This window comes from Streptomyces qaidamensis (assembly GCF_001611795.1).
Taxonomy (GTDB): domain Bacteria; phylum Actinomycetota; class Actinomycetes; order Streptomycetales; family Streptomycetaceae; genus Streptomyces; species Streptomyces qaidamensis.
Window position 1 is genome coordinate 77,228 of the sequence record NZ_CP015098.1, and the last position, 14,757, is coordinate 91,984.

General features: G+C 68.0%; 8 protein-coding genes and 1 pseudogene. 6 read left to right on the forward strand and 3 right to left on the reverse strand.

All coding sequences use genetic code 11. The features are described 5' to 3' along the window. Positions 1 to 92: 92 nt before the first annotated feature. Together A4E84_RS00285 and A4E84_RS00290 are read left to right on the forward strand one after the other, a co-directional pair. Positions 93 to 946, forward strand: a pseudogene (locus A4E84_RS00285) (IS5 family transposase). After that, entirely contained in the window at positions 943 to 1,332 is a 390-nt protein-coding gene (locus A4E84_RS00290) for a hypothetical protein (RefSeq protein ID WP_062924603.1), read from the forward strand. The pseudogene A4E84_RS00285 and the gene A4E84_RS00290 overlap by 4 nt, the downstream one beginning before the upstream one ends. Positions 1,333 to 1,351: 19 nt before the next feature. Here A4E84_RS00290 and A4E84_RS00295 read toward each other — a convergent pair whose 3' ends face one another. After that, on the reverse strand, positions 1,352 to 2,887 hold the full coding sequence (locus A4E84_RS00295; protein WP_062924604.1) for a caspase family protein: 1,536 nt from the start codon (positions 2,885 to 2,887) through the stop codon (positions 1,352 to 1,354). Next, on the reverse strand, positions 2,877 to 3,278 hold the full coding sequence (locus tag A4E84_RS00300) for an effector-associated constant component EACC1 (RefSeq protein ID WP_159029530.1): 402 nt from the start codon (positions 3,276 to 3,278) through the stop codon (positions 2,877 to 2,879). The genes A4E84_RS00295 and A4E84_RS00300 overlap by 11 nt, the downstream gene beginning before the upstream one ends. Before the next feature lie 470 nt (positions 3,279 to 3,748). On the opposite strand from A4E84_RS00300, the gene A4E84_RS00305 reads away from it, so the two are divergent. Beyond that, positions 3,749 to 6,424: a DEAD/DEAH box helicase gene (locus tag A4E84_RS00305; protein WP_174569397.1), complete on the forward strand. Its 2,676-nt coding sequence runs from the start codon at positions 3,749 to 3,751 to the stop codon at positions 6,422 to 6,424. 70 nt (positions 6,425 to 6,494) lie between these two features. On the opposite strand, the gene A4E84_RS42760 is transcribed toward A4E84_RS00305, so the two are convergent. Further along, entirely contained in the window at positions 6,495 to 6,656 is a 162-nt protein-coding gene (locus A4E84_RS42760; RefSeq protein ID WP_159029531.1) for a hypothetical protein, read from the reverse strand. Between the two features lie 78 nt (positions 6,657 to 6,734). Between A4E84_RS42760 and A4E84_RS00310 the strand changes: the two genes are divergently transcribed. The 3 genes from A4E84_RS00310 to A4E84_RS00325 all read left to right on the forward strand — a co-directional run bounded on the left by A4E84_RS00310 (position 6,735) and on the right by A4E84_RS00325 (position 13,754). Further along, positions 6,735 to 7,961, forward strand: a complete 1,227-nt coding sequence (locus A4E84_RS00310) for an IS256 family transposase (protein ID WP_107308241.1) — start codon at positions 6,735 to 6,737, stop codon at positions 7,959 to 7,961. A 1,118-nt stretch (positions 7,962 to 9,079) separates the two neighbouring features. Then, entirely contained in the window at positions 9,080 to 9,418 is a 339-nt protein-coding gene (locus tag A4E84_RS00320) for a CU044_2847 family protein (RefSeq protein ID WP_062924608.1), read from the forward strand. Positions 9,419 to 9,581: 163 nt separating this feature from the next. Continuing rightward, entirely contained in the window at positions 9,582 to 13,754 is a 4,173-nt protein-coding gene (locus A4E84_RS00325; protein ID WP_062924609.1) for an nSTAND1 domain-containing NTPase, read from the forward strand. Positions 13,755 to 14,757: the final 1,003 nt, after the last annotated feature.

A 14,757-nucleotide genomic window follows, 5' to 3' on the forward strand; every position in this document is an offset into this window, starting at 1 on the left:
AAGTCCGGTCTTCCTCGGTTCGTGATCGCTCGATCGTGGGACTGATCGTCGCGCGAGGCATCTGGTCGACATGTTCATGCTGAGATGCGGACGTGAAGAGAGATCCGTACCCGAGCGACTTAGCGGATGAGCAGTGGGCGTTGATCGAGCCGCTGATCACGGCCTTGAAGCAGGACCGGGTGAAGCGGTCGGCGACCGGAGATCCGGGCTCCTGTGACCTGCAGGAGGTCGTGAACGCGATCTTCTATCAGAACCGGACGGGCTGCCAATGGCGCTGCCTCCCGCGTGATCTGCCGTCCTGGTCAGCGGTGTTCTACTACTTTGGCCTGTGGCGTCAGGACGGGCTTGATCAGCGCATCCAGGAACTTCTGCGCTGCCAGGTACGGGAGGGAGCGAAGCGATTAGAGGACCCGTCCCTCGTGATCATCGACACCCAGTCGGTCCGCGCGGCCGCTGGTGTCCCCAAGGCCACGACGGGGCTGGACGCCAACAGGAAGGTGTCGGGCCGCAAGCGAGGGCTGGCCGTCGACGTCCTCGGCCTGATCATCGGCGCCGTGGTGCAGGCCGCCTCCGTCCACGACAACGCCGTCGGCACCGCTCTCCTCGACCAGGTGGCCGAGCGGTGCGGCAACCGTCTGGAGAAGGCCCTGGTGGACCAGGGCTTAAGGGCGAAGTCTTCATTCACGGCACCCTGTTGGACATCGACGTCGAGGTCGTCCGCCGCAACCCCGCCGATCAGGGCAAAGGCTTCGTCCCACAGCCGAAGCGGTGGATTGTGGAGCAGGTCAACGGCACGTTGATGCTGCACCGCCGGCTGGCCCGTGAGTACGACCACCGGCCCGATACCTCCGCCTCGCGTGTCTACTGGGCATCGATCGCGAACATGACCCGCCGCCTCACCGCACCCGCCCCCACCTGGCGCGGCACCCTCGAGCTGGCCGCATGAACATCACCAAGCTCCTTGCCGACCTGCAGGCCCAGCATCATGAAACTGCGGCCAGGGCCGGTGAACTAAGCCACCAAATCGCGCAGTTGACCGCCGCCCTGACCGAGACCGAAGCGCGGCTCGCGGACCTGGCCACTGCCCGCAAGGTCATCGCCGAACTCGCACCGGCCGCAGGAAGCGAAAGTGAACCGCCCGAGACGAACACCGCCTACCAGGCCATCGTGAACGCCTTCAACCAACACCCCGACCAGCAATTCCGTACCCGTGAGCTGCACGAACTCCTCGACCTGCCCACCAACGAGGCATCCGTCAACGTCACCCGCGCCCGCCTCGGACGTCTCCTCCGCCAAGGCTTTCTCACCCAGCCCGGACGAGGCCGCTATTAGAAACGGACTTAACGCCCTCTTAGCAGTCGTCAGGGAGGCCGGCCGCCTCGCACACTTCGGGCATTTCGGTGATCGTCCGTGTGCCCGCGTAGTAGCGGATGGCGTTGGGGTACTCCTTGCCCTGCTCCTGGTACATCAGAACCTGGCCTATCAGGGCGCTGATCTGCCATGAGTCGCCCATGGCAGCAGCGAGCAGGCGGAAGGCCTGATCGGCGCTGAGAGAGCCGTCCGGGAGGGCGAGCCGCACCTGGTCGAGTTCGGTTTCCCAGGGCTCGATACGGAAGCCGTAAGGAAGTTGGGCTCGTAGTTGCCCAGCCATCTGGTGCGCCGTCACCTTGCGGGCTGGGTCGTCGAATCGAACAGGCCATGACAGGTCGATGGGATGGAGTACGTCGAAGTGGTCGCCGCCACGTCGGTGGGAGTCCCTCATCCTGCCCGCGTCGTTGTTGCCGAAGCCGCTGTTGTTCCACTGCGGAGAACGTCCCTGGGCGTGGAGGTGCTGGAGCACGAGGCGCTCCGGTGCCAGGACACTGAGGTCGTCGTCCAGTTGGAGATAGCTGAACGAGAGGTCGTGGGCGTCGATATGGCAGCGTCCGCTGATCTTTCGCAGGTGTTGGCCGAGACGGACGGCGATCGATCGATCATTCCGTGCCACGTAGAGGAGCTCCGGGGCCTCGTGGGACTCCCGGTGCAGAAGGTAGACGCCGGGCCAGTCCTCCAGCTTCTCGATACTCTCAGCCGTGAGGTCGTGGTGCGGCTGTGCGGCGAGGGTCCTGAGGAAGTGGTCCACGTGCGCCTGAGGGAGCAGCCGGAATCCGGTTCCGCCGGTGTACGCGACGTTGCGGCTGAAGGGGTAAGACACGACAGTGTCGGTCCCGCGTTGGTTGGGCTCCGGAAGACCGCGCGCCTTGAGCGTGCTTTTGAGCTTCGGATAAATGTCGGTCAAAGCGAGCGCTGGCGGAGCGCCTGGGATGCCGCTTCGCACGACGTCGCACAGGACCTGGGTGAAGGACGTGGCAGCAGTCTCGTCTCGCGAAGGCACGTGTGCGACCTGGTCGGCCGCTGTGAGCGTATAGACGCCATGGATGTCGGTGCTGTCCACGAGTTGGCTATCACCAGCGCCTGCCAGGCCTTGGATGATCCGACCCGAGTAACAGCAGTCGAGGATTACCAACTTCACCTGGGCCGGTGAGTCCAGGAGTGCGCTGCGGACCTTGTCGAACTCCAAGCCGGTGAGGTCCGGATAGCGCAGCTGGGTATCGCCGGCAGCCAGGCACAGGGCACCGGACTTACTAACGACCCCGTGGCCGACGAAGTAGATCAGCAGGGTACCCGTGGTCTCCTCGGCCAGGCGGTGCACTTCCAGGGCCAGGTCCGTGGCCCCGGCGGAGTCCTCCAAAACGTGTACCTGGTCCTCGGACCAGCCGCACAGCTCGGGGGTGGTCAGCAGCCGGTGCATCGCGTGCAGGCTGTTGCGGGCTGCGGGCACGTCCAGGAGGGAGGGGTCCCGGTACTGGGAGACGCCGATGAGGATGGCGGCGTCGTCAGACTCCATCGGTGTCGTCCGTCAGGAATCGCTGGATCAGCGCCTCGGCCTCGGCGGCGTCACCGGTCTCGAGTTCCAGGGTGCGGTCGGCCCATGTGATGGAGATGCGGATCTTGGTGGGGGTACGGCGGTTCTGCAGCCAGGTGGCGAGGGAACCGGCCAAGACGGTGGCGATACCGCTGGAACCGAGGGATACCGTGAGCAAGTCGAGCCCGGCACCGAGGTCGTTCTCCGCGGGTGCGGCGGGCAGGACGTGCACGCGCCCCTGGAGGCCGCGTTCACCGCGGAGCCACCCGATCAGCGCCAGGCGATCGTCAAGTTCAGTCGCCGAGTCGAGCCTGATCTGAACATTCGTCGCCCCAGTGCCCTGCATCTCGTACTCCCCCGCTGCTGCGCGCATCTGATGCCCAGGGCTCCCCCGGGCTGGTACGAGAAGTCACCCTACGGTGGTAAGCCCGTCCGGTTCGGACCAGGCCCGACGAAGCGATGTCACGCCACGACACTGGGCCGACTTGGAGCCTGTTCGTCCGCGCCCTACGACCGCCACTACCGGCGGCCTCTTGCCCCTGAGCAGCCAAGGCTCCTGTTGAGCAGGCCCGCGGAGCCACCCAACAAAGCCGCAGGCAAAGCCGAGTCACCGAGGCACACACTCGATCTCCGGCACCAACCCTACTTTCCAGTAACTTCTATCGGACTCGCTCTCTAAAACTGAGCAAGTCCCTGACTGGCGGGCAGGGGCTGCTCACCTCCAAGAGGGCCGCAACAGCACAAGGTGGGTGCGGCGATCTGAAATGAAATTGGTGCGGCCTGCATTCCGCACGGGGCCATCTGAAAGACCACGGGGATCCAGGGCTTAGGGTAGGCAAGGAAATGTCAGCGATTCAGCTCAAGGAACATCAGGTAGACCAACGATCGGCGTTTCGCAGGTGGGTGGGATTCCCTGCAAGGTCATCCGTGCCCTTGCAGGGTGCCCGGGGCACGATCGTGTCAGCGACCGGATCGGGAAAGACGATCACGGCCGCTGCGTGCGCGCTGGAGTCGTTCGCGGACGGCCGGATCCTCGTGACCGTGCCCACCCTGGACCTGCTCGCGCAGACCGCCCAGGCGTGGCGGCTGGTTGGCCACCGGGCCCCGATGGTCGCGGTGTGCTCGCTGGAGAACGACCCGGTGCTGAAGGAGCTGGCCGTGCGGACCACCACCAACCCGATCCAGCTCACCCTGTGGGCCGGCTCCGGGCCCGTGGTCGTGTTCGCCACGTACGCCTCCCTGGTGGACCGCGAGGACATCGACGCACCCGAGGGCCAGCGGAAGGTTCGCGGACCGCTGGAGGCCGCTCTCGCGGGCGGAGAGCGGCTGTACGGCCAGCAGATGGCAGGCTTCGACCTCGCGATCGTGGATGAGGCCCACGGAACCGCCGGTGATCTTGGTCGGCCGTGGGCCGCGATCCACGACAACACCCGCATCCCCGCCGACTTCCGGCTCTACCTCACCGCCACCCCGCGCATCCTCGCCGCGGCCCGGCCCCAGAAGGGCGCGGACGGCCAGGAGGCGGAGATCGCGACCATGGCCGATGACCCGGAAGGCACCTACGGCGCGTGGCTCGCCGAGCTCGGACTCTCCGAGGCGATCGAGCGGGAGATCCTCGCCGGGTTCGAGATCGACGTCCTGGAGATCCGCGACCCCTCCTCCGTCGTCGGGGAGTCCGAAGAGGCGCGGCGCGGCCGGCGCCTGGCGCTCCTGCAGACCGCGCTCCTGGAGCACGCCGCCGCGTACAACCTCCACACGGTCATGACGTTCCACCAGAAGGTGGAGGAGGCCGCCGCGTTCGCGGCCAAGCTCCCGGAGACGGCAGCCGAGCTCTACGTCAACGACGCCACCGACGACGACCTGGCCGCCGCCGACAAGCTGCCGAAGTCCTCCATCGACGCGGAGTTCTACGAACTCGAGGCCGGCCGCCACGTACCCCCGGACCGCGTGTGGTCGGCGTGGCTGTGCGGCGACCACCTCGTGACCGAGCGGCGCGAGGTCATCAGGCAGTTCGCCAACGGCATAGACGCAGCCGGCCGCCGGGTCCACCGCGCCTTCCTCGCCAGCGTTCGCGTCCTCGGGGAAGGCGTCGACATCACCGGCGAACGGGGAGTCGAGGCCGTCTGCTTCGCCGACACCCGCGGCTCGCAGGTGGAGATCGTGCAGAACATCGGCCGCGCGCTGCGGCTCAACAAGGACGGCTCCACCAAGGTCGCGCGGATCATCGTGCCGGTGTTCCTGGAACCGGGCGAGGACCCGACGGACATGGTCGCCAGTGCCTCGTTCCGCCCCCTTGTAGCGGTCCTCCAAGGCCTGCGCTCGCATGACGAACGTCTGGTCGAGCAGCTCGCTTCCCGTGCGCTCACGAGCGGGAAGCGCAAGGTCCACGTCCGGCGTGACGAGGACGGGCGGATCGTCGGGGCCGGCGGCGCGGGTGACGGCGAGGACCAGGAGGACGACGGCACCGACGCCGCGGTCGAGGCGGCGCTGCTGCACTTCTCCAGCCCGCGCGACGCGTCGACCATCGCGGCGTTCCTGCGCACCCGGGTCTACCGGCCCGAGTCCCTGGTGTGGCTGGAGGGCTACCAGGCCCTGCTGCGGTGGCGGGTGGAGAACGAGATCACCGGCGTCTACGCCGTCCCGTATGACGTTGAGGTCGAGGTCGGGGTCACCAAGGGCTTCCCCCTCGGGCGGTGGGTGCACCAGCAGCGGAAGGCGCTGCGGGCGGGTGAGCTGGAGGAGCGGCGCAAGGTCCTCCTGGACGCGCCGGAGGCCGGGATGGTCTGGGAGCCGGGTGAGGAGGCGTGGGAGGCCAAGCTGGCCGCGCTGCGCTCGTACCGGCGGGCGACCGGGCACCTCGCGCCGCGTCAGGACGCGGTGTGGGGCGAGGGCGAGGCGATGGTGCCCATCGGGCAGCACATCGCCAACCTCCGACGCAAGGGCGCGAAGAACGGCCTGGGCAAGGACCCGGAGCGGGCCGCCGTGCGCGCGCAGCAGCTGGCCGCGGTCGATGAGGACTGGAACTGCCCCTGGCCGCTGGACTGGCAGCGCCACTACCGCGTCCTCGCCGACCTCGTCGACGCCGACGGCCAGCTGCCCGACATCGCACCCGGCGTGCTCTTCGACGGCGACGACATCGGCAAGTGGCTCCAGCAGCAGAAGCAGCCGGGCACCTGGGCGCGGCTCCTACCCGAGCAGCAGGAACGGCTGACCCGGCTGGGCATCAAGCCCGCTGAGGCGCCGTCTCCCGCACCGGCCGCCAAGGGTGCGGCGAAGGGGCAGGGCAAGGCACAGCAGGCGTTCCAGCGAGGCCTGACGGCCCTCACCCAGTGGGTCGAACGGGAAGGCGCCCACCGGCCGGTGCCAAGGGGCCACAGCGAAGAGATCGCGGCCGACGGCGAGACGGACCCGGTGACCGTGAAACTGGGCGTATGGGTCTCGAACACCAAGACCCGGCGGGACAAGCTCGCCCAGGAGCAACTCGACGCACTGCGGAAGCTGGGTGTGGGCTGGGCATGATCTGGCCCGTGCGTGAGGAGCGCACGGGCCAGCACATTCTTCCCTCAAGGCCTGCCCGCGCTGCCGACTATCAGTCGGTGACTGAGGGCGGCAGCAGAACGTCGTAGCGCTGGAAGAGCTCCCGGAAGAAGCCTGCGACTATGCGCGGGCCGTTGTTCCGGTCCAGTTCATGGCCGCCAAAGCGGTAGACGTCGTAGCCGGAAAGGCTTAGCTGCCGGTCCTCCGACACCATCTGGGCGTAGAGCTGTGGGCTCGCTTTGCCGTCGACTGAGAGGCTGTCGAGTCCACGAAGGCTGCGTCGGCGAAGGCCGTGGACGACCAGTTGATCGACGAGCTGGTGGGCCGCGCCCAGGCCGAGGGCCTGCAACTGACCGGCGAGGGCGGGCTGCTGCAACAGCTGACCAAGCGGCTGCTGGAGTCCGCCCTGGAGGGCGAGATCACCGACCATCTCAGCTATGCCAAGCACGATCCGGCTGGCAAGAACGGCGCCAACTCCCGCAACGGCAAACGCTCCAAGACCGTCCTGACCGAGGTCGGCCCAGTAGAGATAACCGTGCCCCGCGACCGCGACGGCTCCTTCGAACCGAAGATCGTGAAGAAGCGGCAGAAGCGCCTGACCGGCGTCGACGAGATGGTCATCTCGCTGGCCGCGAAGGGCCTGACCACCGGCGAGGTGCAGGCCCACCTGGCCGAGGTCTACGGCGCCGACGTCTCCCGTCAGACCATCTCCACCATCACCGACAAGGTCCTCGAGGGCATGGCCGAATGGCAGAGCCGACCCCTCGACGCCGTCTATCCGGTCGTCTTCATCGACGCCATCCACGTGAAGATCCGTGACGGCGCGGTGGCCAACCGGCCCGTCTATGTCGCCCTGGCCGTCACCACCGAGGGCCGACGGGAGATCCTGGGGCTGTGGGCCGGCGACGGCGGCGAGGGAGCCAAGCACTGGCTGCACATCCTCACCGAGATCAAGAACCGCGGGGTGAGCGACGTGCTCATGCTGGTCTGCGACGGGCTCAAGGGCCTGCCCGAGGCGGTGGAGACCGTCTGGCCCCGGACGATCGTGCAGACCTGCGTGGTGCATCTGCTGCGGAACTCCTTCCGCTATGCCGCCCGCCAGGACTGGGACAAGATCGCCAAGCTTCTCAAGCCGGTCTACACCGCCCCCTCCGAGGAGGCCGCCCTGGAGCGGTTCGCCGAGTTCGCCGATGCCTGGGGCCGGAAGTATCCGGCGATCGTGAAGCTGTGGGAGAACGCCTGGGAGGAGTTCACCCCGTTCCTGCGGTTCGACACCGAAATCCGACGCATCGTCTGCACGACGAACGCGATCGAGTCCGTCAACGCCCGCATCCGCCGGTCGGTCAAGGCCCGCGGACACTTCCCCAACGAGCAGGCCGCCCTGAAATGCGTCTATATGGCGATCATTTCCCTCGATCCCACAGGCAAGGGGCAGGCCCGCTGGACCATGCGCTGGAAGACCGCCCTGAACGCTTTCGATATCACCTTCGACGGCCGCCTGTCGGCGGCCCGTCAGTAACCTCAACTACCGCAGTTACACCATTCGTTTGACAGACCCCACGCCAGCGCTTGGGCCTGGTGCACGTACGGCGGCGGGCAGGCCCTCTCTGTCTTGGGCGCCGGTGAGGGCGTCGGCCGGCGGGCGACGGTAGTGGTGCAGCAGAGCGGGCTACCGGGCGGCGTCGATATCGACGGCGATGGCCCGGCCGTCGGTGCTGATGCCGATCAGTGCGGCGGAGGCGGGCAGGCCTGAAGCTGCTCGCGCAGGCCGGGATCGGTGAGACGCAGCAGCTTCGGGAGCGCGGTCGTGTTCGTCATCGTGGTGTTCCTCGTCTGTGCTGTGCCTGGTGAACCGGGTGTTCACCAGTGCTGGGGGATCGTGTCGGCCGGACGGACCGGACAGGTCCCCGTTCGCGGCCGCCAGGCGGGCCGGCGAAGCAGTCGAGGTTGGTGGTCACGGACACGGCGCGGAGTCGGTTGCGGGCCCACTTCTTGAGGTCGCCTATGCGATAGAGGAGTTCGGCGACGCGCTTGCCGACCGGCCTGAGAAAGGTCCGGCCATGGGCGCGGGCGTAGCGCAGCGCAGCGATGGTGATGTCCGGCAGGAGGCGCTCGTGGGCCTCGCAGAGTCCACCGCCTGGTCGTCGACATCTGCGGCTGAGTTCGCCAGCGGCGTCGCCGCTGGGTTGCCGTCGCCCGGGTCGGCGACCGGAGCGGGGACCGGGTCGGGCGCGGCCGTGGTCGGCGTGATGCTCCAGGCGTCGGCGAGCGAGTCCGCGGGCGCGGCGGCGGCCTGCGTCTCGGGCGCGGCTGGCTTCTGCATCCGCGTAGGGCCGGCCGGTGTGGGGAGGGTTGGGGGGTTCGGGCCCTCGGCGGCCTTCTTGCCGGTGGTGGCCCACTCGCAGCCGCACGGCTCTCTCTCAGACGCTGACGGCGTCCCTTGCCGCCCGGGTCGCGCCACACCTGGCGGGCGAGGCGGGAATGCCGACATCGAGAGAATGCACGGCATCACGCCCTTCGTCCCAACTCCCCCCGGAATAGTGGTTCTCGGCCACGGGCACGCCCGGCCGTGGGTACCCTGGCCTCACTTGTTCGGTGCGTGACCGGACTGATACTGCTGGTGAAGGTGGGGGTCCAGTGACAAGCCTTGCACGTGTTCCGATCGAGGGTGGCGGCACGATCCTCTTCGAAGCGGCACCACTGACCCCGTACGAAGGGCCGGTGAAGGCCGGACGGGTTGGGGACGCCGTACGCGATCTGCCGAACACCCTGCAGCAGGTGCTGGACCCGGTGCGCAATGCGGCCGCAGCGGTGCTGGAACAGCTGCGGCAGGCCGGTCCGGACGAGGTCGAGGTGGAGTTCGGGGTGGACCTCTCGGCGCAGGCGGGCGCCGTTATCACTAAGGGCGAATCAGCGGTCCACTTCAAGGTGAGGGTGCTGTGGCAGCGCCCGGGATTCGTCGGGAACACCGTCTGAGGCCCGGACCAAGAACATGGTCACCGTAAACGAGCCGCATTCAGGCGACGAGGGCCCCTTCGGACCGGAACGCCATGAGCTGGAAAGCCCTCAGCCAGCGGAACAGAGCGGTGCCGAAGCCACTGGGCCGGAAAGTACCGATCCGCCAGAGGGCGACAGAACGGTGGACTCCAGCAGCACGGACCGCTTAGCCGCCTCTGTTGCCCGGATCGAGACCCAGGACGGCCGCACCGCTGGCACTGGATTCATCGTCGCACCGGGCATCCTCCTCACTTGCGCTCATGTGGTGGCCCTGGCGGGGGAAGGGCCCGGCGGCAGGGTCCGGCTGGTCTTCCCGCACCTTACGGGCGCACCGTGCACGACGGCCCAGGTCCTGCACGAGGGATGGAGGGCCCCCGACGCCGAGGACATCGCGGTGCTGCATCTGGAGGAGGACGTTCCAGCTAGCGGTCGGCCGGTGAGGCTGGGGTCTGCGGCCGGATCCCGCGGCCACCGGGTCCGTGCCTTCGGGTTCCCTGCCCAGGCCCCGCGCGGCGGGCACTTCGCCTATGGGCTGGTCGGGGATCTACTGCCCGCCGAGGCGGGGCCCGAAGCCGTGCTGCAGCTGACCGACGCCAACGACCTGACGACCGGCTTCAGCGGCGGACCGCTCCTGGACGACGTCACCGGCCTGGTGATCGGCATGGTCACCTCGATTACCCATCCGGACGAGCAGAGTCGCGGCCTGAACATCGCCTACGCAACGCCAACGCACGTCCTGCGCACCGTCCGGCCGGAGCTCGCGGTACGTGACCGTTGTCCTTACCGCGCCCTCGAACCATTCACGGAGCAGCACGTCGCCTGGTTCCACGGACGGCAGACCGCCGTGGCGGAAACCCTGGCCCAGCTCCGCCGGCACCAGCAGGTGCTGTTGTTGCTGGGGCCCTCCGGGTCCGGCAAGTCGTCACTGGTCCGGGCAGCACTGCTGCCCGCTCTCGCAGACGGCGGGCTGCCCGGCAGCGACCGGTGGGTGCCGCTGCTGGCCCGGCCCGGTGAACACCTAGCGGCCGAGCTGGAGCAGGCCGGGCTCGCCGGGGCCACAGCCGACGGCATGCTGCCCGCCGTACGGCGCTGGTCGGCGGCCCGGCCCGGCGGCCGACGGCCGATCGTCATCATCGACCAGTTTGAGGAGCTCCTCACCGACTCCGGGGAGCAGGCGGACACGCACCTCGCTGCCGCCGAGGAACAACTGGCGGAGCTGATCCGCGCGCGGGCGGCGGCAACCGTGATCCTCGTCATGCGCGACGACTTCTACCCGTTGCTGGCCGCCCGGGCCCCGGACCTACTGAGAGAGGCCACACCCGGGCTGTTCAACGTGCCCGCCGCACTGGGCATGCCGGACCTGCACGCCATCGTCGCCGAACCGGCCCGGGCGGTCGGGCTGCACGTGGAGGACGGCCTCGCGGAGCGCGTCGTCGCCGACGTCCTGGCAGCCGATCCTGCAACGGCCACCACCCGCCATGCGCCCATCACCCTCCTGCCCCTGCTTCAGCTGACGCTCAGCCAGCTCTGGGAACGCCGCCACGACGGTCGGCTGACGCACCGCGCGTACGACAGAATCGGTGGAGTCACCGGATCCCTCACCACCTGGTGCGACACGGCGCTGAACCGCCTGCCCGACGCGGACCGCCCCACCGCCCGGCGCCTCCTCACCGCACTCGTACGTCCGGCCGACGCCACCAACGCCGTCCCCGCAACACGTCGGCAGGTGGCCCTCACTGATTTGCGTGAGCTGGCCGGGGTCGCTGCCGGGCCCGGCCCCGCCAGCGAGGGGGACTTCGACCGGGTGCTCGCCGCCCTGACCCACCGGCGCATCGTGACGACCAGGACCATGCCGCTGGCCGACGGCACTCCGGGTCCGGCGACCGTCGAGCTCATGCACGAAGCCCTCATCCGCGAGTGGGGCGACCTGCGGCGCTGGGTCGCCGCCGATCATCGGTTCCAAAACTGGCTGGACCGTGCCGTCAAGCAGTACGGGCGGTACACGGCAAGTTCCGATACCGGCGACTTACTCGACGGAAGTGACCTGGCCGAAGGCATCGATTGGGTGAAGGAGCGCGGTCTGCCGAGCACCGTCTCCTCCTTTCTCGCCCGCAGCCGCCGGCATCAGCAGGCCGAACTGCGCCGCACACGCCGGGTGAACGTCGCCCTGTCCTGCCTTCTGGTACTTGCTCTCATAGCCGCCGGTGTCGCCTTTTGGCAACGGAAGGCAGCCATCACGGCTCAGCGGGTTGCCCAGTCACGGGAGATAGCGGCACAGTACGCCGCGATCAAGAACAGCGACCCCGACGTCGCGGCACTGCTCGCGGTCCAGGCGTACCGCATCAGCCCGACCGAGGAAGCGGTCTCCGTACTCCATGCTGCTGCCGCCAGCCCGCTTCGGAGCGTCCTAACGGGCCACAGTGCGCCGGTGTTTACAGCCACTTTCAGCCCCGACGGGACCACCGTCGCCACTGGCGGTCTGGACGGCAGAATCCGACTGTGGAGCGCCTCAGACGGCACACCACACAGGACGCTCGTCAGTCGGGCCAAGGCCGTCGTCTCAGTGGCTTTCAGCCCGGACGGGAGGACACTTGCCTCGGCCGACAGTGATGGAGTGGTACGTCTGTGGGATAGACGCACGGGTGACTTGCGTGCGTCCCTGATGGGCCACACCGGGGGCGTGCTTTCGGTGGCTTATAGTCCCGACGGGCGCATGCTGGCAACTGGGGGTGCGGATGGTACCGCGCGTCTGTGGAACCCGGTAACTGGACGGGTCCGAGCCGTCATAGCAGCTCACACAGGCTCCGTACGCTCGCTAGTCTTCTCCCCGGACGGCGCTTCTTTCTTCACGGCCAGCGAGGACAAGGCGGTGAAGATATGGGAGGTAGCTACGGCCGCGGCACGCATGACGCTCCGCGGCGATCACAAGTTCTACACGTCGGCTCTCAGCCCCGACGGCCGGACGCTGGCTGCAGCGGGTGGTGGGCACAAGATCATCTTGTGGAACCTGGCCACCGGAAAGGTGAAGAAGACGATCACCACCGACTTCGTCCTCATCAACTCCCTGGACTTCGGAGCGGACGACCGGGTTCTGGCCGTCGGGAGTGACGAAAACGTCGTTACCTTCTGGAACACGGACTCCGGTAGCGAGCATGAATCCTTCTCTGGGCACACAGACTTCGTGACGACTGTGGCCTTCGGCCCCGACGGCCGGACGCTGCTTACGGGCAGCAAAGACCATTCCGCCCGCTTGTGGGACACGAAGACTGGTGAGGCGGAAAAGGTCCTGAACGAGCCCGCCGGACCGGTAAGGGCGGCGGCGTTCAGTCCGGATGGGCGCACGCTCGCCGCAGGCGGAGAAAAGGGCTTCGTCCGGCTATGGGACCCCGCTACCGGGAAGGCCGTTCGACGGCTGGCCGGGCATACCGCCCTCGTGGACTCGGTGGACTTCAGCCCCGACGGCCGGATGCTCGCCACAGGCAGCATTGACCGGACTGTCCGGTTGTGGGACGTGACCAAGGGCAGAGCCCTGCGAACTTTGAAGGGGCATACCGACTACGTTGGGGCAGTGGCGTTCTCGCCCGATGGCCGGACGCTCGCGACGGGCGGCAACGACGACGCCGTACGGCTGTGGGACACCACCACGTGGCGTATCCGCAAATCGCTCCCCGTGCCCGGCGGTGTCTTCTCAGTCGCTTTCAGCCCCGACGGCCGGTCCCTCGCTACCGGCGGCGCCGAAAGTAGGACCGTCCGGTTGTGGGATCCACGATCCGGCGCGGTGCGCCGGACCATCATAGTGCGCACCCCCGGCGTGGCGTCAGTGGCCTTCACCCCAGACGGCCGCACGCTCGCCACCGCAAGCCCTGTGAACTCGGCCGTGAGCCTGTGGGACGCGGCTTCTGGGACGCCCCGCCGCACGCTGAGCTACCAAGAAGGGTATGCCTACGCAGCCGCGTTCAGCCGCGATGGCCGCACTCTGATCAGCGGAACGGGAACCGGCTGGATCTACCTCTGGGACATGGCCACGGCACGACTACAGAAAATACTCACGGGTCACGAGTATGGTGTCTATGCCCTCACCGTCAGCCCGGAGGGGCGCACCTTCGCCTCTGCTAGCGACGACGGCACGCTCCGGCTCTGGCGCTTGAGCTCGCCCGAACCCGCCGCAGCGATCCGACATATCTGCCGTGTTCTTCACCGCGACTTCACATCGGAAGAGCGAACGATGTATCTCAAGGGCACGGAGGTTGAAGGCCCGGTCTGCCCCCAGGTGAAACCAGGACCTATCACGTCGCCATCAGCGCGGATGCCGTAGAACGTCGGCTGCCAGTCCGGCACGCAGAGGCGGTAGCGATAGAGGCGAGCCACTCGGACTCGACCGAGCTGGTGCAGCGCCCGTTCGAGGGCCTGCCCGGCGAGGGGTGACGGGCGGCCCTGCGCGAGCTTGCACCGGCCAGCATGGTCAAGCTAATGCTGAAGGGACGGCTTCCCCGAGGGCGTCCCGTCCCGTCTCTCACCGTGGGCGCTGCCGATCACCTGGCCGCCTTGACGGTCACCCTTCGGGGTGGACGAGGGGCGCAACGACTCGGCTACCGGGGCGCTGCTCACGCTACCGGCCATGTTTGTCGCTCTCTGGACCGACCGAGGATCGCAACCTCGCTCACGCCAGCGACAATGCCGCGCAGCTCGGCCGCAGGCGGTCGCCCTTCGGGGCGACCGAGAATCGCAACAAGGCCGACCTGGTCCAGTGACGCATATGGCACGCCCGGCCTGTCGTGTTTCCCGCGGGAAACACATAGGTCCGCCGAAACCGTCGACGAGTCAAAGGCTCGAACAACCGAACCCATTGGCGGGGCCGACGGGCGCGGTGCGGAATCGGGACCGCCGCGACGTAGCGCTGCCGAACAGCCCAATCTTAGAACGGACTGACCAGCGATACCTCCTGGTTTCAGGTGCTCCCCCTGCGGTCCGGCCTCATCCCGGCGGCACCACCGGTGGAACGCCAGATGATCCGACTCTGTGGCAGCCCCCCACGACTTCCCACCACGCTCGGTATGCAGGAACAACGCAGCGAAAGCAGGAACGGCAGGCCGTCCGGTAGACCTGCCTCATCCAGCCCCGACACCAAGTCGCCGCGCTGCACATGGAGGAAAGAACGCGTGGTCGTGGGGAGGGATAGGTCACGGCTCACGAAGTACACCGTCCACCCAGGCCTGCTCAACGCCCGCGGACACTAGCCAGTGACGGTCGCAAGGACGGCGTGAACGGGCCCGGCAATCATCACAACAGATCAGCGTCGCTGGCCTCGTCCCCCACAC